This window comes from Actinacidiphila sp. DG2A-62 (assembly GCF_035825295.1).
Classification (GTDB): Bacteria; Actinomycetota; Actinomycetes; order Streptomycetales; family Streptomycetaceae; genus Actinacidiphila.
The window spans coordinates 3605826-3626926 of sequence record NZ_JAYMGI010000002.1; the positions used below are offsets into that span (position 1 = coordinate 3605826).

Here is a 21101-nt window from a genome sequence, read left to right on the forward strand (position 1 = left end):
CCCGCCGTACGGTACTGCACGCCGACCTCTACCGGGAGAACGTCGCCTTCACCCGCCAAGGCCGCCCGATGCTGCTCGACCCGCTGCCCATGCAGGGCGACGCCCTCTTCGACTGGGCGTTCTGGACGCTCTACTACCGGCTCGGCAACGGCACGCACGACCGGCTCCGCGAAGCCGCTCGCCGCTCGGGCGTCGCACGAACCAGCATCCTGCCCTGGTGCCTGCTCATCGGGCTGCACGGCCTCCTCTACTACGAAGACACCCGAGACCCTCGCCACCAGCAGATGGCCGACGTCCTGACGGTCCTGCGCTCGTACGCCGAGAAGGAGACGACACCGTGACGACGATCCTGCTCCGGCACGCGAGCACCTCCTACAGCGCTCGCTACCTGGTCAACGGGGACCCGGGCGTTCGGCTGCCGCTCGACGCCGAGGGCGTCGCCGCGTGCCACGTCCTGCGCGCCTCCGGCTCCCTGCGGCACCCCCACACCTGGGTCACCAGCGCGTTCCTGCGGGCGCAGCAGACCACGATCCTCCTCGCCGGTCCGGCCCAGCTGGAACCGCGCATCGACGCCCGCCTCAACGAACTCGACTACGGCGACTTCGAGGGCGGGCCATTCCTCGACTACGCCGACTGGCTCGGCCTGGCACGGTCCGTACATCCGCCCGCCAGGGGCCGCCGAGTCCCAGCACGAAGCCGTCATCCGCATGCTCACCGCCGTCAGGGACGCCTTGCGGCATCCCGGCCCCCGGGTCGTCGTGGCCCATGGTTTGTTGCTGTCCCTGCTCACCTGGACGATGGCCGGGCCGTCCGACGAGCCGCTCCCGCTCTTCTTCCCGGAAGCGCCGTGCCTGGATCCTCTGGTCATCGCCGATACCCGCCTGCACCGTCTCACCAGCCGGTGGATCGACAGACTCACCAGCGAGGGGGTTCACGCACCGCCGACCGGGGGTGGCCCGGCGGAATCGCTGCAAGCGGGGGTCCCCATCCTTGCTAACTTCGATCCTCTACGGACCCCGCCCGAGGAGAGATCCCCTCATGCATGATGCACGCGCTCTGATCGACATGGGAGACGAGGCGGTACGCCGTCTCGCCCGTCGCGGCTACGCCCTGGACCTCTCCTCCGTTGAGTCCCTCCAGTCCCGCCGCAACCAGAGCATTCGCATCGCCGACGAGCTGCGCGCCGAGTCCAAGACGGTCGCGACCGAGGTGCAGAAGGCCGCCAAGTCCGGCGGGGACACGTCCGCGCTGAAGGACCAGGCACGCAAGCTGAAGGAGCAGATCCGCGAGGCGGAGGCCGAGCAGGAACGGGCTCAGGAGGAGTTGACCCAGTTCCTGCTCATCATCCCGAACCTGCCTGCCGACGAGGCCCCCGACGGTGACTCGGAGGACTTCGCCGTCGAGCAGCGGCGCGTCGGCACCCCGCCGTCCTTCTCCTTCGAGGCGAAGGATCACGTGGACCTCGGCGAGTCCATGGGCATCCTCGACTTCGGCCGCGCCACCAAGCTGTCCGGCCCGCGCTTCAGCGTTCTGCGGGGCGTCGGTGCGGCTCTGGAACGGGCCCTGGTCACGCTCTTCCTGGACCTGCACACCCGCCGCCACGGCTACACCGAACACTCCGTGCCGTTCCTGGTCACACGCAAGACCATGACCGGCACCGGCCAGCTTCCCAAGTTCGAGGAAGACCTGTTCGCCACAGGGGTCGCGGACCGCGAGCTGTTCCTCATCCCGACGGCCGAGGTTCCGCTCACGAACCTGTACGCCGACGAGATCATCCCGCCCGCCGAGCTGCCGATCGCCCTTACCGCGCAGACGCCCTGCTTCCGCTCCGAGGCCGGCTCGTACGGCCGCGACACCCGTGGGCTGATCCGCCAGCACCAGTTCTCCAAGGTGGAGATGGTCCGCATCTGCGCGCCCGGTGACTCCCGGGCCGAGATGGAGAGGATGACCGGTCACGCCGAGGCGTGCCTGAAGGAACTCGACCTCGCCTACCGCGTCGTCACCCTGGCCGCCGGTGACACCGGCTTCTCCGCTCAGCTCACGTACGACATCGAGGTCTGGCTGCCCAGCCAGAACACCTACCGCGAGATCTCCTCGGTCTCCGACTTCGGCACCTTCCAGGGCCGCCGCGCCGGCATCCGCACCCGTGACGAACACGGCAAGTCCACCCCGGCCGCCACCGTCAACGGCTCCGGCCTGCCCGTCGGCCGCACCCTGGCCGCTGTCCTGGAACAGCACCAGCAGCCCGACGGCTCCGTCCTGCTCCCGCAGTCCCTCGTTCCGTACCTCGGCTTCCGCCGCATCACGGCGGACGGCAAACCCTCGGAGGCATAGGTGTTAGTCGGCGTCTGCGACTTCCCCGGCAGCTACGCATTCCCCCCGACAGGCTACGGCGGGATCGAACGCTGGCTGTGGGCCGTAGCAGTAGGGGCGGAAGCCGCAGGCGCCGACGTACACCTCCTCGGGCCGGCCTGGCGCGACGACCTCGGCCCGGAGTGGGTCCGCAAGCCCGTCAGGCTGGAGGACATCAAGCCAGGGTCGGCTGCCGCCCGCGACCTCGCCGCTGTTGGGTACGACCTGCTGGTCGTCGGCCACGAATACCCCACTCTGCCGGCCTGGCGCCGCATACGGGACACGCTGGACTGCGACGTCGCCACCTTCCAGCACAACCCCGACTTCCGCCACGCCCCTGATGCCTTCGACGGCAAACGCAACCGCCTGTACTGCTACTCGCCGGAGATGATCGAGCGGTACGAGGCTTGGCGGCCCCGCCAGGAACTGGCCGTCCACCTCGGCCTGGACGAAGCCGAACCGCCTGCCGTCAAGGGCAGCGATCTGGTGTGGCTCGGCCGTATCGACGCCGAGAAGGCCCCCCACCTGGCCGTACGCGCCGCCCAGATCCTCGGCCGCCGCATACGCCTGGTCGGCCCGGTCTTCGACCGCGAGTACGTCCGGCGGCACGAGCGGCTGCTCACCGCCGACCACGTCGAGTGGGCCGGCGAACTCGGCGGCCCCGCCAAAACCGCCGCCATCCACAGCGCCGGCACCTTCGTCTACACCTACGCCCGCGACTACGTGGAGGCCGGCGCGGCCGTCTTCGGCGAAGCGCTACGCGCCGGCACACCCGTGGCTGCCCTGAGCTGGCGCGAAGGCACCTGCGCCGAAGCGGCACTCTGCCCGGACACCGGTGCCGTCACCGTCCTCGGGGCCGAGGCTGACGACGAGACGGCAGCGCAGGCACTCGCCGAAGCGATCCGCCGCACAGAAGACCTCGACCCGGCCACGATCCAGGCCTTCGGCCAGGACCGTTTCGACCCGCAACGTCACTTCAACGCCCTGGCGAGCCGGTCATGCTGACCACCGCCGACCCGGCCGAGATACCGGGCCTGCTCCGCAAGGCCCTCGGCCCCCGCTGGAACTTCACTATCGACGGCACGCATCTCGACATCCGCCACCGGGACCACGGAACGCCCTACCACTCACCCCGCCGCACGCTGCCCTGGCCAGACCTGCTCGCGCTCCTGGAGTCCGCCTTCGCCGACCAGGGCGTCCCCGAGCCCCCTGCCTACCCCTTCGCTGGGGCCGGGAGACCGAACTGACCATCTCCGCCATCCAAGCCTTCGACCCCGTCCTCAAAGACGGCGGCACCATCCCCTACCGCCAGGGCTTCCTCCCCCAGCCCGTCGTACGCCTCACCGCCAAACGCGGTGCTGACGGCGCCCTCCAGGACGGCTTCCTGACGTCCTTCGTCAACACTTCCCGCGTCGAGTTACTCCCTGACCTGCCCGCCTACACCACCGCCTTCGATCAGCTCCTCACGGTCCTGTCCCGCCTGAGCCTCCACGCCCGCCACATCACCTTCCGCGGCAACCTCACCGTCTGGCACCGCCGCCAAGTCGAAGGCATCACCCTGCGCTTCGACCACGCCAGCCTCCCCCTCGGCGACGTGGTCCTCCTCTGGAACGCCGCCCACCCCGACCGCCTCGTCCTCGACCTGGGCACATCCCTCGAACGCCTCGCCTGGACCCGTAGCCGAACCTCCTGGACCCATCTGGTCTTCGGCGCCCTGGCCGACGCAGCACCCCTCGGCGTTCTCGACGCGCTTCGCACGGCCACGCTCCTGCTTGGCAGTGGCATCGCCCCTTCGGCGCGCGGCCCGGGCAACATCACGCGCCGGATCTTGCAGCACATTCCCTCGGAAGCGGCCGCCCTTGGGGTGAGCCGAGCCGTCCGCCATTTCCATCAGTACTGGCGACACACCAGCGATGTAGCCGTCAACTGGCCAGAGATCGCAGCGCAGTTGGACGACTTCCTCGGGGCCGGAACCCGGGTCTCAAGAGGTAGTCGGCGAGCGATCGCCCTGGCGACCGGAGAGTGACGTCGGCGCCAAGCCCCGGTCCGCTGGTATGCCAGGTCGGAGGCACCCCGCACCCCTGTTGATCACTTCCCGTGACCTTGCCGGGACTGATTGTCAGTGGTGGGTGCGAGCATGAAGTGCGCGCGGGGGCGGGCGACAAGACAAGGGGGGCGCATGCCCTGGGTACAGGAGTACGTGAAAGCAGATGGGACGCAGGTGCGGGCGCACTGGCGTTCTGCGGCAGGTTCCGGGACCGGGGTGCTGGTTTTTGGCCTGATCTTATTAGCGGCGGCGGGCTACCACGGCCACACTCCCGCGGACGCGGGACAGACCGGGCCTACCCCAGCGCGCAGGGTGCACTATCCGATCACCTTTGCGCCCGTGGCGGGACACCCGCAGCATGCTGTGCCGCGGTCGACTGTCTCCTATCCGATCGGGTTCCCCTCCAAGGGGAGCGAGCGATGAGCCGCAGGCAGCCGGCCAGGCGCCGGCGCACGCGCAAGAAGAACAACGACGCACTGATCCTCGCCCTCTTAGTCGCCGTCGTGGCGATCGCGCTCGTCGTGACGGTGGTCAGTTGGCTGTTCAGCCACGTGTGGATACTCGTACTCCTGCTGCTCCTGGCAGGTGCCGCAGGCGGAGCGTGGGGGTACCAGCGCGTCCAGCAGACCCGATGGGAGGCCGTGCGCGCTCAAGGCCTGCGGTACGCCCTCTCGCAGCTCGACACCCTGCATCACCGGCAGTTCGAGCACGCCGTACGCGACCTGATGCGCAGGGACGGGTGCCGCGATGCAGTGCAGGTAGGCGGCGCGGGCGACAACGGCGCAGACGTGAAGGCCACCGACCCCTTCGGGCGACGGTGGGTGATCCAGTGCAAGCATCGCCGTGACGGCAACCGCGGATCTGCCGTTGGGACGCCGGACTTGCACGTCCTGAACGGCACCGCCCGCCAGTTGCACGGCGCGGATGTCGTCGTCCTGGTCACCAACGGCCGCTTCTCCGCCAACTGCCGCCCGCTGGCAAAGTCCCAGAGGTTGCACCTGGTCGACCGGCGCCTGCTGGGAATGTGGGCCTCGGGATCACAGCCGATATGGGAAGTGCTGCGCGAGCTTCCGCCTCCTCGGAAGGCATCGACGCTCTCCTGACAGCAGCCGGGCCGGCCGCAGCCATGCACGGCCCGCGGCCATCGCCGCCTCTCTTACCGGTGACGCTGCGACCCCATATCGGGCGAAGCGTTCACCGGGGATGCCGCCGCAGGGCTGGGGCCGGAGGGTGCCGCTCCGGTGGTCGTGCGGGCTCGGGCTGCGGTGGCTCGGTGGTTGGGGGTGGTGGTGATGCGCCAGGTGAGGGTTTGGGCGAGTGAGTGGGCGGTGTTGAGCTCGCGTTCGGTGGCGGTCTGGTGGAGGAGGGTGGGGAGGTGGTGGCCGGCGGTTTCGGCTTGGGCGAGGGTGGTGGCCAGGGCGGGCCAGGCGGGGTCGGTGAGGATGCGGTCGGCGTGCTCGGGGATGGCTTGGCGGACGGCGGCTTCGAAGCGCTGAGTGGTCTGGGGGTGTGGGGTGCGGCGGGCCAGGTCGGCCAGGACGGGAGCGGCGGCGTGGCGGTAGCCGGCGTGGAGGTGGGCGAGGGCCTGGCGGGCGGCGGCTGCCTGCTGCTGGTAGCCGCGTTGCTCGTACCAGCGGATGGCGGCGACGGCCAGGTGGACGAGGGTGGCGATCACCGCGACGGGCAGGCCGCTGGCGTCGTGCGAGGCGTGGATGAGGTTTTTCGCCGCTTGGCGTAGGGCGGTTGCTTTCTGGTGGTCGGCACGGATCGCGGAGCGGCGGGCGCGGTTGAAAGCGGTGGCTGCGGCGCGCAGTTCGGCGCGGTAGGCGGGCGGGGCGTTGAGGGCGGTGTTGTGGAGCATGGTGCTGTAGGCGGCCAGGTGGGCCTGGACTGCGGCGTCATCGTCGCCGTCGAGGGTCTGGGCGGCGTGGCGCAGAGCGGTGTCGGCGTGCTGCCAGGTCTCTCGGGGGTGGGGCAGGGTGCGGCGGGCGCGGGCTTGTCCGGGGTGGGTGAGGGTTTCGCGGATGCGGGTGACGGACAGGTCGGGGGCGAGTTTGGAGCCGCCGTAGAAGACCGGTTCACCGCTGGTGTTGGTGTCGCCGGGGGCGGCGAGGCTGTAGCCGGTGACCTCTCCGCTCTTGGGTCCGAGGCGCTTGTTGACGGTGATGCCCAGGCTGCCCAGGACGTCGAAGAACTCCTGCTCGCTGCCGACCGCGGCCAGTACGGCGTACGCCTGCTCCCGCAGCCACTCCCGGCTGGTCACCGGCCGGCCCAGGCGTTCGGCCTTGGCGCGTTCGGCGCTGGTGGGGGTCTTCGGCGCGGTCATGTCGCCGGACTTGAGCTGCCGCAGCCCGAACTCGGCTTCGATGAGGCGGCATTCGGCTTGGGCGCGCCGGCCGTCGCGGTGGGTGCGGGCGCGGCGGCCGTCGGCGCGCACCGAGACGGCGGCGATGTGGATGTGGTCGTCGGCGTGCCGGACCGCGATCCACCGGCAGGCCAGGTCGTCGCCTTCGGGGGCGATGCCGGTGGCTGCGACGATGCGGCGGGCGACCTCGGCCCACTCGGTGTCGGTGAGGTAGCGGTCGCCGGGCGCGGTGCGGACGGGGCAGTGGCAGACGTGCTTGGCCGGCATCGTCCCGGTCTCCTTCGCCCGCAGCCGCGCGTGCAGGTCGAGACGGTCGGCGAGCCGGCCGATGGTGGCGGTCGGGTCGCGGCCGGGGTCGGGGGCGCCGGCCATGTCCCAGGCAGCGACGATGTGCGCATCGGTGTGCTCGTCACGCCAGCCGGGCCGAACAGGTAGTAGAGCAGGCCGGCGGTGTGAGAGCCGGTGGAGACGTCAGGGACCATCAGCTCGCCTGCTGCTTGCCGACGAACCCGTCGAGGAGCGTGAACGCGTTCTCCACCGTCTGCTCGACCCGGGCCAGGACCTGCTCGGCGTGGTCGGGGACGATGCCCGAGTTGAGGGCGTGGGTGATCTGGTTGAGGTTGTTGCCCGTCCGCCGCAGCTGCGCGATCAGCCGCTCGACCACCTCCACGAGCGGGCGTGCCGGGTCGTCCTCCGGACTCCCGGCACCGGTGCCGGTCCGACCGAGGGCGTGGGCATAGGCGACATCGCCGACGTACCCGGCGAAGAACTGACCCCGGGCTTGAGCGGCGGCCTCGATCACCGCCTCCGCGGTCGGAGTGAAGCGGACGCTGCGCACCCGGTCGCGGGTCTCCCGGGTGCGCTTGCGGTACAGCGGTGCGAGCAGCGGCGGATCAGCGGGATCGCGCGCAGACAACGGCTCCTCGGCCGGGGCGGTGGGCAGTTGCTGGCCGCAGGACGGGCAGACCCCGCCGACCGACGGGCGCGCGGCGTCCTGGTTGAGGCCGCGCTCAGCCTCAACCATCTCGTCCGGCGCCCCCTGGCGCCGGGCCCCCTGCCGCCCGCCGGGGCGGAGGCAAGCGCGGACGAAACCCCAAAGGGGTGTCGACCGCTCCAGCTTGCTCCCACTCGGGCAGGGATCTGCGGCTGGTTCTTCTCTTTCGTGATGTTTCCTTAGGGCTGGGCGATCCGGCTGCCGTGAAGGATCAGCAACCCGTCCCACTCGTTGCGTGGCTGGTCAGAGCAGGTACGGGTTGCCGTCGTGGTACGGGTCGACCCGTCACGGCCCCGCCACCCGTCCCGCGCTGACCTGCGACGGGACGGGTGATGCGGGTTGATGAGGGTCCGCGTCGATCAGCGGCGCGGACCCGTACCAGGCACCAGGGGCGCCGGCGGCAGACCCGAACCCGGTCCCGTGCGCTGGGTCGCCTCTGGCGGAGACGGCCGGGACCGAGCCTCAGATTCGCTGCGTTCAGCCCCTACCGGCGGTGCAGCTGGGTGGACGCCTGAAGCCGTCGAGGCGACGGACTCAGGCGCGGGGCAGTACCGGTTCCAGGCGTCGGTGAAGTCCGCCCGGGCGTAGCCGCGGCGCTGCGTGCTCTCGGAGAAACGGCGGTTGGCGGAGTGGATCTCGTAGTCCGCCAGCAGCATCTGCAGCTTGCGGGCGGTCAGTCCGACCGGGCCGTGTTCGTGCCAGGGCGCTTCCGGGTCGGAGTTCAGAGCGTGCAGCAGCGTCTCGGTGGCCATGAGCCTCGGATCTCCGTTACGGGCGAACGCGGCCCGGATGTCGACCAGGATCCGGATTTTGGCGCCCCGATCGTGTTCGTTGCCCTTCTCCCGGTCTGTCATCGTCCGGCACGCCGTCCGGGCACGCTGCGGCCAGGCACCTCCCGCCAGATCGGCGACGGCGACCAGCGGCTCCCACGTGTCAGCGGCCCGGTCCCGGACCGGCATGGCCGGCACCAGGTCCGAAGCCGCCTCCAGCTGCGGGCCCAGCCAGTCGGCCAGCCGGGCCCGCACCGCCTGCAGGAACGGCACGTCGGTACGCGTGCGGAAGTCGTCGACGTGCTCGCTCTCCAGACGCTTGCGCATCCGGATCACCACCGCCCGGTCCATGATAGTGTCCGGCAGGTCACCGATCCCGGCGATGGCGGCCATGGCGAAGGTGGGGAACTTCACCGGCTTGTGCTCCGGCCCCACCACCCGCGTCGTCGGGCGGTTGCGCTGATGCCCCGCGTTGAGCAGACCCCGCATCTCCTCGTTCTTCTCCGCCACCTTCGCGCTGCCGAAGATGGTGTCGGCCTCGTCCACCAGCAGCGTCGGCGGTTGTTCGGTGATCGACCGGAAGATCGCCGCAGGGGTCGAGTTGACCGTGATGAACGGGTCGTGGACGGTCTCGTGCAGCACGTCCAGCAGCCGGGACTTCCCGCACGCCTTCGTCGGCGCGACGATCGCCAGCCTTGGCGCGTGCTGCCACGCCGGTTGCAGATGGGTCGCCGCGATCCACAACGTGATCGCATCCAGGGCCTCCGTACTGGGAGCGACCACGTACCGGCCCACTGCCGCACGCAGCTCGTCCAGCAATCCGGAACCCACAGCCTGTGGATGGTCCACCGATGGCCGCTCTGGTCCGCGCGGACCAGACGGCGGTTGGTCCGCGGTACCAGTCACCGCGGTGCGTGGTCCGCCGGTCCGCTCGGCTGGTCCGCGGTCCGGTCCGCCAGCGGCGCCGGCATGGTCCGCGGCCGCCGGGTGCGGACCCTCGGGTTCCCCGCCATCAGCCTCGCTGGTTCGCCGACCGGAACTGTTGGTCAGCGAGCCGGCCGTCGCATCACCGTGGTCCGCCAGATCTAGCCCCCTGGCCTGTGAGGACCAAAACTGGTCGTCGCCCTGGTCCGGGTGGGCCACTGGTCCGGGGACCATCCGCTCAGCCTCGGCCCGATCCTCAGCCTCCGGGCTTACGGTTCGGTCTGCCGCTGGACCGACTGGCTGTTCGGCGGACCGGACGTTGCGGGTCCGCTCGATCGCTCCCGCTGTGGTCCTCTGGTCCACGGACGGCTTGAAGACCGGTACTTGTGCGTGGGCCGTTGGTCCGCCGACCGCCTGGCCGCGGCCGCCCGGTACCGCCACCGGCGGCCATGCTGGGATCGGGGATGCGCCATCGGCGCCTGGGTTCATACGGGGCATGCATCACTCCTCGAACGGCAGGCTCCAGGCTGATACGCCTGTCCCACCGGGGTGGATGTTGAGAGCGTCTTGGAGAAGCACCAGAACGGGCTCACGCCACCAGGCCCAGCAGGGCCTGCAGTTCGGCGGTCACCACCCGGTAGGCATTGCCCAGCCGCAGCACCCGGCACGGGTACTCGCCACGCTTGGCCAACGCGTAACCCTTGCTCCGGCCCAGGCCCAGCGCCCTGTTCGCCGTCTCCAAGTCCACCGCTGCCGGCAGCGCCAGCAGTTCCTCCCGGCTCATACCCCTCATCGTCGGACGGGCCGTCTCGGCCACACCCATACACGACTCCGCTCGTTCCGTGGAGCTCTCGGCGAACACCGTCTGGTGTTCGTCCTCCCAGCTCACGAAACAATCCTGACGAAGCTATTGTGTCTTCATGACACAATCTAATCCCGATGATGGAACCACAGACGACGAGGACTACGACGACGGCTACGAGGACGAGGAGGACTACGACGTACCGGAGTGGACCGACCAAGTCATGGCAACCGTCGCGGCCGAAGTTCGGCGGCGACGGAAGAAGCGGGGAATCAGCGCCCAGGAGCTCGCTGACGCGTGCGCCGCGATCGGCCACCCGATCCCCCGTAACGTCATCGCCAACATGGAATCCGGGCGCCGCTCGGTCCTCCCGCTCGTCGACGTCATCGTGCTCGCCGAGGCACTCGACACGCACCCCGCACTTCTGATCTACCCCTTGGGGCATGTCAGCGAAGTCCAGCGTCTGCCCCTACAGCACCCAACCCCCACCTGGCACGCCATGAGCTGGTTCACCGGGGAATCCGGCTACGACCTGGACGCGGCCCTCGTCAAAGCATTCCGCACGCAGGGCCATCAGGAAAGCATTGCTCTCAGCGCCTGGCGTGAGATGCGGTCCCATCAGGACGCCGCAAGGAGAGCCACGGACTCCGCGAAGCGCGAAGAAGCCGAGCGGGAAACGGACCAAGCCGTCAAGCGCCTCAAAGCAGCGGCGGCCCAGCTGCGAACAGTGCGCTCCCGGATTCAGAGAATCCTCGGCCCAACAGTGAGTATGCCACCAGGGATCGAAACGCTCATTAATGATATCCCCGAAGAAAAGGACAGCATTTGAAGGGCTCCACCCACCGCCGCTGCTACTGCCGCGACCTCAAAACCGGCAGACCCCTCGGCAAGAACTGCCCCAAGCTCGCCACCCGGAAGCACGGCTCGTACTCCATACGCCAGGAGTTCCCTCCCCGCGAAGACGGCACCCGCCGCTCCTTCAGCCGCGCCGGCTACGAGACGCTCAAGGCCGCCCAGGCGGACCTCGACCACGTCCGTGCCCTTCTCGGCCTGGCGGAGCCGAACGACCCCGAGGGCATCGCGCTGATCGCGGCCATGCTGGCGGAGGTCGGCGAAGAGAAGGCCCCACTCCCCGATGTCGAGGAGACCAGGCGGCGACTGAAGTCCGGGCAGGACCTCATCGGCCGGATCACCGTGGGAGAGTGGTTGGACCAGTGGCTCGCCTCGAAGCGCATACGCAAGTCGGGAATCAGCCGGTACGAAACCGACGTTCGCGTGCACCTCAAGCCGCGCATCGGGCACCACCGCCTCGACCGGCTTCGGGTCAGCCACCTCAGCGACATGTTCGCCGCCATCGCCGACGCCAACGCCGAGGTCCTGGAACAGAACGCCCAGCGGAAGGCAGCGGTCGCGGAACTGACCACCGTTCCGTGGAAGGGTGCCGAGCACCGTGCGCGCCGCAAGGCGATGAAGGCAGCCATCGACGCCATGCCGCCGATCCGACGGGTGACCGGTCCGGCGACGCGGCTGCATATCAAGGCCACCCTGCGGGCCGCCCTCAACGACGCCATCGGCCAACAGATCATCACCTTCAACCCCGCGGCCCACGTCGAGATCGACCCTGTACGCAAGCCCAAGGCCCTGGTGTGGACCGACGAGCGGGTCGAGAAGTGGCTCACCACCGGCGAGAAGCCTTCCCCGGTCATGGTCTGGACCCCGGAGCAGACCGGCGCGTTTCTCGACTTCGTCGCCGAGGACCGGCTGTACGCGATGTGGCATCTCATCGCCTTCCGCGGCCTGCGACGCGGTGAAGCGTGCGGTCAGCCCTGGTCGGAGACCAACCTCGACGCCCACTCCCTTACCGTCTCCGCCCAACTCGTCCAGCACGGCTGGCAGGTGGAAACGTCCGAGCCCAAGACGGACAGCGGCTTCCGTGTGATCGCCCTCGACGACGACACCATCGAGGTGTTGAAGAGGCACCGCGAGCGGCAGGACGCGGACCGGGAGGAGTGGGCCTCGGCTTGGGTGGACACCGGCCTCGTCTTCACCCAGGAGGACGGCTCCTGGCTGCACCCCGGCAAGGTCACCGACCTGTTCGAGCGGCTCGTCGCCGCCTCCGGCCTGCCACCGATACGGCTGCATGACCTCCGCCACGGCGCAGCCACCCTCATGCTCGCCGCCGGCGTCGACGTGAAGGTCGTGTCCGACACCCTCGGCCACAGCGACACCCGGATCACGCGGGACATCTACCAGAGCGTCCTCCCCCAGGTCGGCAAGAACGCCGCCGAGGCCACCGCGAGGCTCGTCCCCCTCCAACGCAAAGCCGAGGCGGAACAAGCCCGCAAGGCTGCGAAGAAGGACAAGGAAGCGCAGGCCCGAGCGAAGAAGAAGGGCAAGCGCAAGAAGCCCAAGAAATAGGTCCCGAGCGGCTCCGCTCACGCATCGCTCACGCAAGCCGTTCACCGCGATCCGAGCGCCCGGACGCACTATGCCCCGAGAAGCACAAAAGGCCAGGTCACGGGCTATGTGACCTGGCCTTTTGGTGGAGCCGCCTTCGGGATTCGAACCCGAGACCTACGCATTACGAGTGCGTTGCTCTGGCCAACTGAGCTAAGGCGGCTGGTGGTGCGGGCCGCTGCGGGCCGCTTCCGGTGGTGGGAAGGGTGGCAGCAGCAGCGGGTGAGAGTCTACAGGGTTTCGCGGAGTGCTCCGCACCGCGGGTGGATCTTCGCGACCCGGTCGGCCGACGGCTCGCCCCGGGCCAGCCGGCCAGGCCCGCCCGGTCACCGCCGCGACCGAGGCCAGGCCCCGGTCAGGCTCGGCCCCCCGAGGGCCCCCGAAGGCCCGCCCGGCCCCCAAAGGCCCTCACCCGCACCGCTTCCCCTCCCCCGGCACCCTCCCCCGCAGCAGATACGCGTTCACCGCCGTGTCGATGCAGTCGGAGCCCCGCGCGTACGCCGTGTGGCCGTCGCCGACGTACGTCAGCAAGTGGCCGGACGAGAGCTGGGACGCCAGCGAGACCGCCCAGGCGTAGGGGGTCGCCGGGTCGCGGGTGGTGCCCACCACCAGGATCGGGGCCGCGCCCGGCGCGGTGATGCGGTGCGCCTGGCCGGTGCTGTGCACCGGCCAGTACGCGCAGACCAGCGAGGACCACGCCAGCGCCGTGCCGAAGTGCGGCGACGCCTTGTCGAAGGACGGCAGCGCGCGCTCCACGTCGGCCGGGGAGCGCAGCGCCGGCGGCAGGTCGAGGCAGTTCACGGCCGCGTTGGCGTACATCAGATTGCTGTACTTACCCGACTCGTCACGCTCGTAGTAGCTGTCGGACAGCTTCAGCAGCGGGCCGCCGTCGCCCTTGTTCGCGCTGGTCAGGGCATCGCGCAGGCTCGGCCACGCACCCTGGTCGTACATCGCGGCGATCACCCCGGTGGTGCCGAGCGCCTCGGTCAGCTTCCGCGCGCCGCCGGTCGGCAGCGGGTGTGCGTCGAGCTTCTTGAACAGCGCGTCCAGCCTGCTGCCGGCGTCCGCGACCGACGAGGAGCCCAGCGGGCAGTCCGCGCGCTTCACGCAGTCCTTCGCGAATGCCCCGAACGCCACCTCGAAGCCGCCCGCCTGCGCCCTGCTGCCCTCCAGCGCGCTCACCGACGGGTCCATCGCGCCGTCCAGCACCATCCGCCCGACCCGCTTGGGGAACAGGCCCGCGTAAGTCGCGCCGAGGAAGGTGCCGTAGGACTTGCCGACGTAGTTCAGCCGGTCGTCGCCGAGCAGCGCGCGCAGCACGTCCATGTCGCGCGCGGAGTCGACGGTCGAGACGTGCCCGAGCAGCTTCGCCGACTTCTTCTCGCAGGCCGCCGCGAAGCTCTTGTCGGCGGTGTCGAGGGCCTTGATCTCGGCGCTGTCGTCGGGGGTGGTGTCGACGGCGGTGTAGGCGTCCATCTGCTTGTCGGACAGACAGCCCACCGGCGCGCTGCGCGCCACGCCGCGCGGGTCGACGGCCACCATGTCGTAGCGCGCGGTGACCGGCGCGGGGTAGCCGAGCGCCGCGTACTGCAGGTAGTCGATCGCCGAGCCGCCGGGTCCACCGGGGTTGACCAGCAGCGACCCGAGTTTCTTGCCGGGCCCGGCGGCCTTCTTGCGGGCCACCGCGAGCTTGAGGTCGTCCGAGCCGGACGGGTGCGCGTAGTCCAGCGGGACCTTCATCGTCGCGCAGTCGAACCCGGCCACGCCGCAGTCGTGCCAGCTCAGCTTCTGGTCGTAGTAGCGGGAGAGGTCCGGGCTCGGCGAGGCCGCGGCGCCGCCGGACGCGTTGCCCGAGACGGCGGCGTCCGACGCGGACGCGGAGGCGGACGGCCGCGACCCGTCCCCGCCCGAACTGCACGCGGTCAGCACCAGCAGCCCGGCCGCCGCCAGCACGGCGGCGGGCACGCGCAGCCGCCGCCCCCGCGGGGCACGCGGGCTCGGCGCGCCGGGGACATGCGGGGTCACGCTCAGCGAGGTCATGCGCTTCAGGTGCGGCATCGGCGGCTCGGGTCCTCCCGTCGGGTGACTGCGAGCGTATCGGCCGCGAGCCCCCGATGATCGGCGCTGCTGTCGCCTTTTGAGTGATTCGCGGATTTCGCGGAACTTCTCGTACGGAGGGGTCCGTTGCTGCTGACGGGTCCACGGGGCTTCTCGGGACGGTCGCGCCGGGCGTCCGCCGCCGGTCGCCGCGCGGGCCGGTCCGGACGGGAGGCGGTCAGCGCGGCTGGAGGAGGGAGTACGGACGACGGGTCGGAGTGGGTGCGGGCTCGGGCGGCACGGGGCGGACGGCCGCGGCGGCCGACACCCTGCTCGGTCCCGCGAGTTTCTCGGTCATGAAGGCGGCGACCTGCGGGAAGACATCCCGCCTGGTCAGCGCGTCCAGCACCCGCACGGCGTCGCGCCGACCGCCGTCGGGGCCGGCCGCGACCGCCGCCTTCAGCCGCAGCGCGGAGGCGCGCGAGCCGCCCTCCCCGGCCGCGCTGGCCAGCAGCACGGTCGGGTGCGCGCCGGGCGTCGCGGTGATCCCGCGGTACGTCCCGGAGGTGCCGGCCGCCGCGCCGAACCGGCCGTCGGAGGTCAGCGCCTCCCGCACCGCGCAGGGCGCCTGGCCGCCGACGCCGAGCAGGCCGCTGGCCGCCGGGCCGGTCAGTGTGCGGTAGCGGCGCGCGACCTCCGCGAGCACCACGGCGTCGTCCCGTGTGCAGTCGGCGGGGACGGCGACCACGAACAGGTCCGCGCGCTTCTTCTGCGCGGCCCGCGCGAAGCCCTCGAACACCTCCTCGGCGTCGCCCGCGACCCGGGCCACGACCACGGGGTAGGCGAGGGTGGCGGCGCGCCGGGAGTCGTACAACGGCGGCAGCCACACCCGGGTGCCGTCGCTCAGCTGCTGCAGCGTGCCGCCGGCCGGGTGCCCGATCGTGTGCACCTCGGGCGCGGGCGGCGCGGGTTCGGGCGTGCGGGGCGGGGGCGGCGGCACGCTCGGCGTCGCCACCGGCGCGGCTGCCGCGGGCACCAGGCCGGCCGCGTCGGCGCTTCCCCGGCTCCCGCTCCCGCCTCCGCCTCCGCCGTGCAGCAGCGACACGCCGAGCGCCGCGGCGACCACCGCGGCGGCTCCCGCGGCGCCCGCGCGGGCCGCGGTGCCCCTGCGGTCCACCGGGAGCTCGTACACGCGGCCGGCGCGTTCGGTCCGCCAGTGACGTACGGCGCGGTGCGCGAGCAGTGCGGTCGCCGCGGCGGCCGCCAGGAGCAGGGCGGTGAGGATCGTGTCGGCCACGGCGGGACCCCTCGGGCGGGCGGCATGGTTCTCCCTGCACCATGCCTTCCGCGTCCCCGCGTTGTGTGCTCGCGCTCGCCGCGCGCCCCCACGCTCACCCGTTCGGCTCCCCCTCGGGTCCCCCCGCCCCCGACGCTGCCCCGTCTCCGCCGTCCCGGCTCTCCTTCCCAGCCCGACGCTGCCCCGTCTCCGCCGCGCCCGGCCCCGCCTCGACGGTGTCTCGCGCCCCTGAAAAACCGGTCACCCGTCTGCCCCGGTCGCGCCATGGCCGTCCACCGGTCCGCTGTGGCTGGTCGCGCAGTTCCCCGCGCCCCTGACTACTCGACCCGCAGCGCACATGCCACCCGAGGGGGCGGTCCGGGGGTGTCCCCGCAGGACTTCGAAAACAACACCGGCAGAAACCAGGCAACGAAACCCGCCACTTTCGAAGTCCGAGGAGATACCCCCGGGACGACCCCGACCCGTACACGCAACGCCGCGCACCCGGCCAGGCACAGCGCCCAGCGCCCAGCGTCACCGCAACGCAGCCGCACCCGGACAGGGCAACGCCCGGCGCGGGCTCAGCGGTGAGCGGCGTGCTCGGCGGGGCCCCCGGCGAAGGTCCGCAGGACGTTCTCGGTGGTCCGGGTCACGAACTCCCGCGTCCCCACCCCGATCCCGTGATCGCGCCCGCCCTCCCCCGTCCCCGCCATGAGCCCCTCGACCCACCGCATCGTCCCCGTCGCGAAAACGCCCGCCCCGCTCGCCACGGAGTAGTACGCCGCGTCGGAGAAGCTCGCCCGCCCCGCGCAGACCACCGGCGACCGCGCGACCACCTCGATCCCCGGCGGCGTGTGCGGCCCGGGCACGACCCGGTCGTACTCGACCCCGACCAGGTGCGGGAACGCCTGCCCCGCGCGTACGCCGGTCCCCGCGAACACCCAGTGATCGGGCCGGGTCACGACGAACGGCGCGTCCACCGGGAAGCCGTCGTAGAGCACGCCGGTCAGGGACGACTCGGGATCGGGCGCCGGGTGCACCCGGAAGTCGGTCGTGGGCATGTCGGGATGCTCCGCGAGGTAGGGATCGGCGCCGTAGTCGGTCTTGTAGCAGACGACGGTGCGGGCCGGCCCGCCACCGCCCTCGCCCTCGCCGCTACCGCCCTCGCCACCACCGCCCTCGCCGCCACCGCCCTCGCCACCGCCGCCCTCGCCACCGCCGTCACGGCCGCCGTCATCGCCGCCCCCGCCTGGTTCGAGGCGCACGCGCCGAAAGCAGGTGTTGGCGCCGAGGAACGCGAGGTTGGTCCCGGCGTCGCGCGCCGCGGTGACGTGCCGGCGCTGCTCGGGCGTCCAGTACTCGTCGTGCCCGAGGACGACGAGCGCGTGCGCGCCGCGCAGCACCGACGGCGCGAGGTGCACGTCGATGCCGGTGGTGTACGCGAGCGGGATGCCGAGCCGCTCGGCGAGGACGACCAGCGCGCGCTCGTACACCAGGAACTTCTCCGCGCCGCTGCCGTCGTAGGGCCGGTCGAAGCTGACCGCGAGCGCGCGGTGCGCGTAGGAGCCGTCGCGGCCCTCGTAGAGGCTGTAGCCGCCCCACTTGTTGTACGCCTGCCAGGTGGCGGGCGCGTGCATGATCAGGGTGCGGCCGGCCGCACTGGTGGAGCGGACGACCATCGGGACGTATCGGCGGCAGCCGTTCTCGGCGTCCAGGCGCAGCAGGTACGCGCCCTCGGGCCAGCCGTCGGTGGGCACGCTCAGGCTGCGCGGCCAGCCGGCCCGTACCGTCCTGGTGGCCACGGCCATGTCGACCGGGTACGGTCGTGGCCGGTGCCGCCCCGGCACCCGCGCCGACCGCCACACCAGGCGCGCCTGCGCGCCGCCGTACCAGCCGACGCGGAACGCCGACACGCGGAAGCCGGGGGGTCGTGGAGACGTGGAGCCCGAACTCCTCGCCGGGCACGACGCTCACCTTGTCGGCGTAACCCTCGACCGCGTCGGGAGGCCCGACCGCGCCGAGCCGCCAGTCCCGGCCGGCGGCGGGCCCGACGCCGGGGAGGCGGCGGCCGGGGCCGGACGACCCGGCGTCGCAGCCGGCGAGGGCGCCCGCGGCTCCGGCGGCGCCGGCCGCCGCGGCGCCCAGGAAGCGCCGCCGGCCCAGCCCGCCGGGCCCGCGCCGCGCGCCTGCGTCCTCCATGCGGTCCTCGCTCACATCCGTTTCCGCGCCCGCGGCAGCATCGTCGGACGGCGGGCCGCATCCGGCGATCCGGGAGCGGCCGTACGGCCGAACGACCGGCCGCGGACCGGTTGTCAGTGGGTGGGGGTACGGTCGGGCACAGAGCTTGAGGACGAGTCACAACAGAACACCAGAAACTCCGGATAACCATTAGATCCGACGCAAGCAGACATATGCCACAGACCGGCGAAGGAGCGGGGACCATGTCACGGGTGAGGGTGCACAACTTGGCGGTGTCGCTCGACGGGTACGCGACCGGCGAGGGACAGAGCATGGAAGCGCCGTTCGGGCACGCGGGGGAGCGCCTGATGAGCTGGTTCTTCTCGACGCACGCCTTCCGGGCGATGCACGGGAAGGCGGGGGGCGGCGCTGGCGTGGACGACGCGATGGCGGCGGCGTGGGGGCCGGGGATCGGCGCGGAGATCATGGGGCGCAACAAGTTCGGCCCGCAGCGCGGCCCGTGGCAGGACCACGAGTGGAAGGGCTGGTGGGGGAGAATCCCGTCTTCCACACACCGGTCTTCGTGCTGACCCACCACCCGCGGCCCTCGATAGAGATGGAGGGCGGCACCACCTTCCACTTCCTCGACGCCACCCCCGAGGAGGCGCTGCGCCGGGCGCAGGAGGCCGCGGGCGGCCTGGACGTACGGATCGGCGGCGGCCCGACGACGGTCCGGCAGTTCCTGGCCGCGGACCTGGTCGACCACCTGCACATCGTGCTGGTGCCGATCGTGCTGGGCCGGGGCGTCCGGCTGTGGGACGGCCTGGAGAGCCTGGAGGAGCGGTTCACGCACGAGTCGGTGACGTCGCCGAGCGGGGTGACGCACATGACGTTCACAAGGCGGTAGCGGCGGGCGGCGCGGTCCGGCCCCCGCAAGACCTGACCGGGAGAGGGCGCGCCGCCCGGACGAGGGACGAGTCAGCCGGCGCGCAGGGGTCAGCCGGCGCGCAGGGCCAGCGCCATGGCCTCGACGGCCAGCAGCGGGGCGACGTTGCGGTCCAGTGCCTCGCGGCAGGCGAGCACGGCCTCGATCCGGCGCAGGCTCTGCTCGGGACGGGAGGAGGAGGCGATGCGGGCGATGCCGTCGGCGGCCTCGGCGTTGGCGACGCGCTCGGGGGGACCGCCGAGCTGTACGGCCAGCACGTCGCGGTAGAAGCCGGCGAGGTCGGTCAGGGCGAGGTCGAGGGTGTCGCGCTGGGTCCTGGTGGAACGCCGCTTCTGCCGGTCCGCCAGCTCCTTCATGGCGCCCGCGGTGCCGCGCGGCATCCGGCTGCCGGCGCCAGCCGCGGCGCCGAGCGCGGCGCGCAGCTCCTCGGTCTCCTTGGCGTCGACCTCCTCGGCGACCGCCTTGGCGTCCTCGGCGGCCGCGTCGACCAGTTCCTGGGCGGCCCGCAGGCAGTCGCCGACGTCGGCGACGCGCAGCGGCAGCCGCAGCACGGTGGCGCGGCGGGCGCGCGCGGCCTCGTCGGTGGCCAGCCGCCGGGCCCGTCCGATGTGGCCCTGGGTGGCGCGGGCGGCCTGTGCCGCCAGCGCGGGGTCGATGCCGTCGCGCCGCATCAGCACGTCGGCGACCGCGTCGACCGAGGGCGTCCGCAGCGTCAGCAGCCGGCAGCGCGAGCGGATCGTCGGCAGCGCGTCCTCCACGGACGGCGCGCACAGCAGCCACACGGTGCGCGGGGCGGGCTCCTCGACGGCCTTCAGCAGGACGTTGGCGGCGCCCTCGGTCAGCCGGTCGGCGTCCTCCATGAGGATCACCTGCCAGCGGCCTCCGGCCGGGGAGAGGGAGGCGCGGCGGACCAGGTCGCGCGTCTCCTTCACGCCGATGGACAGCAGGTCGGTGCGGACCGTCTCCACGTCGGCATGGGTGCCGATCAGGGTGGTGTGGCAGCCGTCGCAGAACCCGCAGCCGGGGGCGGCGCCCAGGGCCTTGTCCGGGCTCGTGCACTGCAGCGCGGCGGCGAAGGCGCGGGCGGCCGTGGCCCGGCCCGAGCCGGGGGGGCCGGTGAACAGCCACGCGTGCGTCATCCGCGACGCCGCGCGCTGCTCCTCGCCGGCCGCTTCCGCGGCCACGATGCGGTCGGCGTCCGCGGCGGCTGCCGCCAGTTCCTCCACGACGCGTGGCTGACCCACGACGTCCTCCCACACCGCCACGTCCACGTCCCCTCTCGTCCGCCCGCCCCCATTCTGCGCGCTCCCCCCGACATCCCCGCACTCTCCTCCAACGCTGCCCCCGTCCCGCCGTACCCGTCCGCCGGCCCGCTGTGGCTGGTGGGGGTACCCCCCCGGACGGAGTTCTGGGAGAGCAGTCCCCGCGCCCCTTTCGGGTCACGCCCTGCCCCGATCCAGCCGTTGCCGTCCCACTCGCCGTCGTGGTTGGTGGGGGTACCTCCCGGACGGAGTCTGGGGGAGCAGTTCCCCGCGCCCCTTCCGGGTCACGCCCTGCCCCCGTCCCGCCGTTGCCGTCCCACTCGCCATCGTGGCTGGTGGGGGTACCTCCCGGACGGAGTCTGGGGGAGCAGTCCCCGCGGCCCCCCCGGGTCACGCCCTGCCCCGGTCCCCCCATTGCCGTCCCACTCGCCGTCGTGGTTGCTCGCGCAGTTCCCCGCGCCCCTGGAACGCAGCGTCCAGCGCACAGGCGGGCACAAGCCCCGCAGCCCCGCGCCCCAGGGGAACTCGGCCCGCAGCGCACGTGCCACCCGAGGGGGCGGTCCGGGGGTGTCCCCGCAGGACTTCGAAAACAACACCGGCAGAAAGCAGGCAACGAAACCCGCCACTTTCGAAGTCCGAGGAGTCACCCCCGGACGACCCCGACCGCACAACGCAACCCAGCGCACCCGGC

General features: G+C 71.9%; 17 protein-coding genes, 1 tRNA gene and 3 pseudogenes. 11 read left to right on the forward strand and 10 right to left on the reverse strand.

Annotation, left to right across the window (positions count from 1 at the left end; translation table 11 throughout):
• Window positions 1–14 precede the first annotated feature (14 nt).
• The 6 genes and pseudogenes from VSR01_RS37770 to VSR01_RS15735 all read left to right on the forward strand — a co-directional run.
• A pseudogene (locus VSR01_RS37770) lies at window positions 15–83 on the forward strand (hypothetical protein); the annotation flags it as partial.
• 6 nt (window positions 84–89) lie between these two features.
• On the forward strand, window positions 90–341 hold the full coding sequence (locus VSR01_RS15720) for a hypothetical protein (RefSeq protein ID WP_326449832.1): 252 nt from the start codon (window positions 90–92) through the stop codon (window positions 339–341).
• Window positions 338–997, forward strand: coding sequence for a histidine phosphatase family protein (locus tag VSR01_RS37775; protein WP_442785472.1), 660 nt, complete (start codon window positions 338–340; stop codon window positions 995–997). The genes VSR01_RS15720 and VSR01_RS37775 overlap by 4 nt, the downstream gene beginning before the upstream one ends.
• A 41-nt stretch (window positions 998–1038) precedes the next feature.
• Window positions 1039–2334, forward strand: coding sequence for a serine--tRNA ligase (gene serS / locus VSR01_RS15725; RefSeq protein WP_326449833.1), 1296 nt, complete (start codon window positions 1039–1041; stop codon window positions 2332–2334).
• Window positions 2335–3357, forward strand: coding sequence for a glycosyltransferase (locus VSR01_RS15730; RefSeq protein ID WP_326449834.1), 1023 nt, complete (start codon window positions 2335–2337; stop codon window positions 3355–3357).
• Entirely contained in the window at window positions 3351–3599 is a 249-nt protein-coding gene (locus VSR01_RS15735; protein WP_326449835.1) for a hypothetical protein, read from the forward strand. The genes VSR01_RS15730 and VSR01_RS15735 overlap by 7 nt, the downstream gene beginning before the upstream one ends.
• A gap of 170 nt (window positions 3600–3769) precedes the next feature.
• On the opposite strand, the gene VSR01_RS15740 is transcribed toward VSR01_RS15735, so the two are convergent.
• Window positions 3770–3925 carry a hypothetical protein gene (locus VSR01_RS15740; protein ID WP_326449836.1) on the reverse strand — a complete coding sequence of 52 codons (156 nt, stop codon included), beginning with the start codon at window positions 3923–3925 and terminating at the stop codon, window positions 3770–3772.
• Between the two features lie 21 nt (window positions 3926–3946).
• Between VSR01_RS15740 and VSR01_RS15745 the strand changes: the two genes are divergently transcribed.
• Together VSR01_RS15745 and VSR01_RS15750 are read left to right on the forward strand one after the other, a co-directional pair.
• A complete protein-coding gene (locus tag VSR01_RS15745; protein WP_326449837.1) occupies window positions 3947–4378 on the forward strand; it encodes a hypothetical protein in 432 nt (143 codons plus the stop codon).
• Between the two features lie 440 nt (window positions 4379–4818).
• The gene (locus VSR01_RS15750) at window positions 4819–5502 is read left to right on the forward strand and encodes a restriction endonuclease (RefSeq protein ID WP_326449838.1); all 684 of its coding nucleotides are present in this window, start codon (window positions 4819–4821) and stop codon (window positions 5500–5502) included.
• Window positions 5503–5555: 53 nt separating this feature from the next.
• Here VSR01_RS15750 and VSR01_RS15755 read toward each other — a convergent pair.
• The 4 genes and pseudogenes from VSR01_RS15755 to VSR01_RS15770 form a co-directional block, all read right to left on the reverse strand.
• Window positions 5556–7246, reverse strand: a pseudogene (locus tag VSR01_RS15755) (relaxase/mobilization nuclease domain-containing protein).
• Window positions 7246–7788 carry a MobC family plasmid mobilization relaxosome protein gene (locus VSR01_RS15760; protein ID WP_326449839.1) on the reverse strand — a complete coding sequence of 181 codons (543 nt, stop codon included), beginning with the start codon at window positions 7786–7788 and terminating at the stop codon, window positions 7246–7248. Before VSR01_RS15760 ends, VSR01_RS15755 begins: the two are co-directional and overlap by 1 nt.
• Window positions 7789–8117: 329 nt before the next feature.
• Window positions 8118–9434 (reverse strand): DUF3631 domain-containing protein, encoded by a 1317-nt coding sequence (locus VSR01_RS15765; RefSeq protein ID WP_442785473.1) that lies wholly within the window; start codon window positions 9432–9434, stop codon window positions 8118–8120.
• A 607-nt stretch (window positions 9435–10041) separates the two neighbouring features.
• On the reverse strand, window positions 10042–10236 hold the full coding sequence (locus VSR01_RS15770; protein ID WP_442785474.1) for a hypothetical protein: 195 nt from the start codon (window positions 10234–10236) through the stop codon (window positions 10042–10044).
• A gap of 136 nt (window positions 10237–10372) precedes the next feature.
• Between VSR01_RS15770 and VSR01_RS15775 the strand changes: the two genes are divergently transcribed.
• Entirely contained in the window at window positions 10373–11083 is a 711-nt protein-coding gene (locus VSR01_RS15775; RefSeq protein ID WP_326449841.1) for a helix-turn-helix domain-containing protein, read from the forward strand.
• Entirely contained in the window at window positions 11080–12672 is a 1593-nt protein-coding gene (locus tag VSR01_RS15780) for a tyrosine-type recombinase/integrase (protein ID WP_326449842.1), read from the forward strand. Before VSR01_RS15775 ends, VSR01_RS15780 begins: the two co-directional genes overlap by 4 nt.
• A gap of 125 nt (window positions 12673–12797) precedes the next feature.
• Here VSR01_RS15780 and VSR01_RS15785 read toward each other — a convergent pair.
• The 4 genes from VSR01_RS15785 to VSR01_RS15800 form a co-directional block, all read right to left on the reverse strand.
• Window positions 12798–12874 (reverse strand) — tRNA-Thr (locus tag VSR01_RS15785).
• Window positions 12875–13119: 245 nt separating this feature from the next.
• Window positions 13120–14769 carry an alpha/beta hydrolase gene (locus tag VSR01_RS15790; protein ID WP_326449843.1) on the reverse strand — a complete coding sequence of 550 codons (1650 nt, stop codon included), beginning with the start codon at window positions 14767–14769 and terminating at the stop codon, window positions 13120–13122.
• Window positions 14770–14986: 217 nt separating this feature from the next.
• Window positions 14987–16045 carry a hypothetical protein gene (locus VSR01_RS15795; RefSeq protein ID WP_326449844.1) on the reverse strand — a complete coding sequence of 353 codons (1059 nt, stop codon included), beginning with the start codon at window positions 16043–16045 and terminating at the stop codon, window positions 14987–14989.
• A 560-nt stretch (window positions 16046–16605) separates the two neighbouring features.
• Window positions 16606–17937 (reverse strand): N,N-dimethylformamidase beta subunit family domain-containing protein, encoded by a 1332-nt coding sequence (locus VSR01_RS15800; protein WP_442785475.1) that lies wholly within the window; start codon window positions 17935–17937, stop codon window positions 16606–16608.
• Window positions 17938–18465: 528 nt separating this feature from the next.
• Here VSR01_RS15800 and VSR01_RS15805 point away from each other — a divergent pair.
• Window positions 18466–19109, forward strand: a pseudogene (locus VSR01_RS15805) (dihydrofolate reductase family protein).
• Between the two features lie 89 nt (window positions 19110–19198).
• Here the strand turns inward: VSR01_RS15805 and VSR01_RS15810 are convergent.
• A complete protein-coding gene (locus tag VSR01_RS15810; protein WP_326453682.1) occupies window positions 19199–20413 on the reverse strand; it encodes a DNA polymerase III subunit delta' in 1215 nt (404 codons plus the stop codon).
• Window positions 20414–21101: the final 688 nt, after the last annotated feature.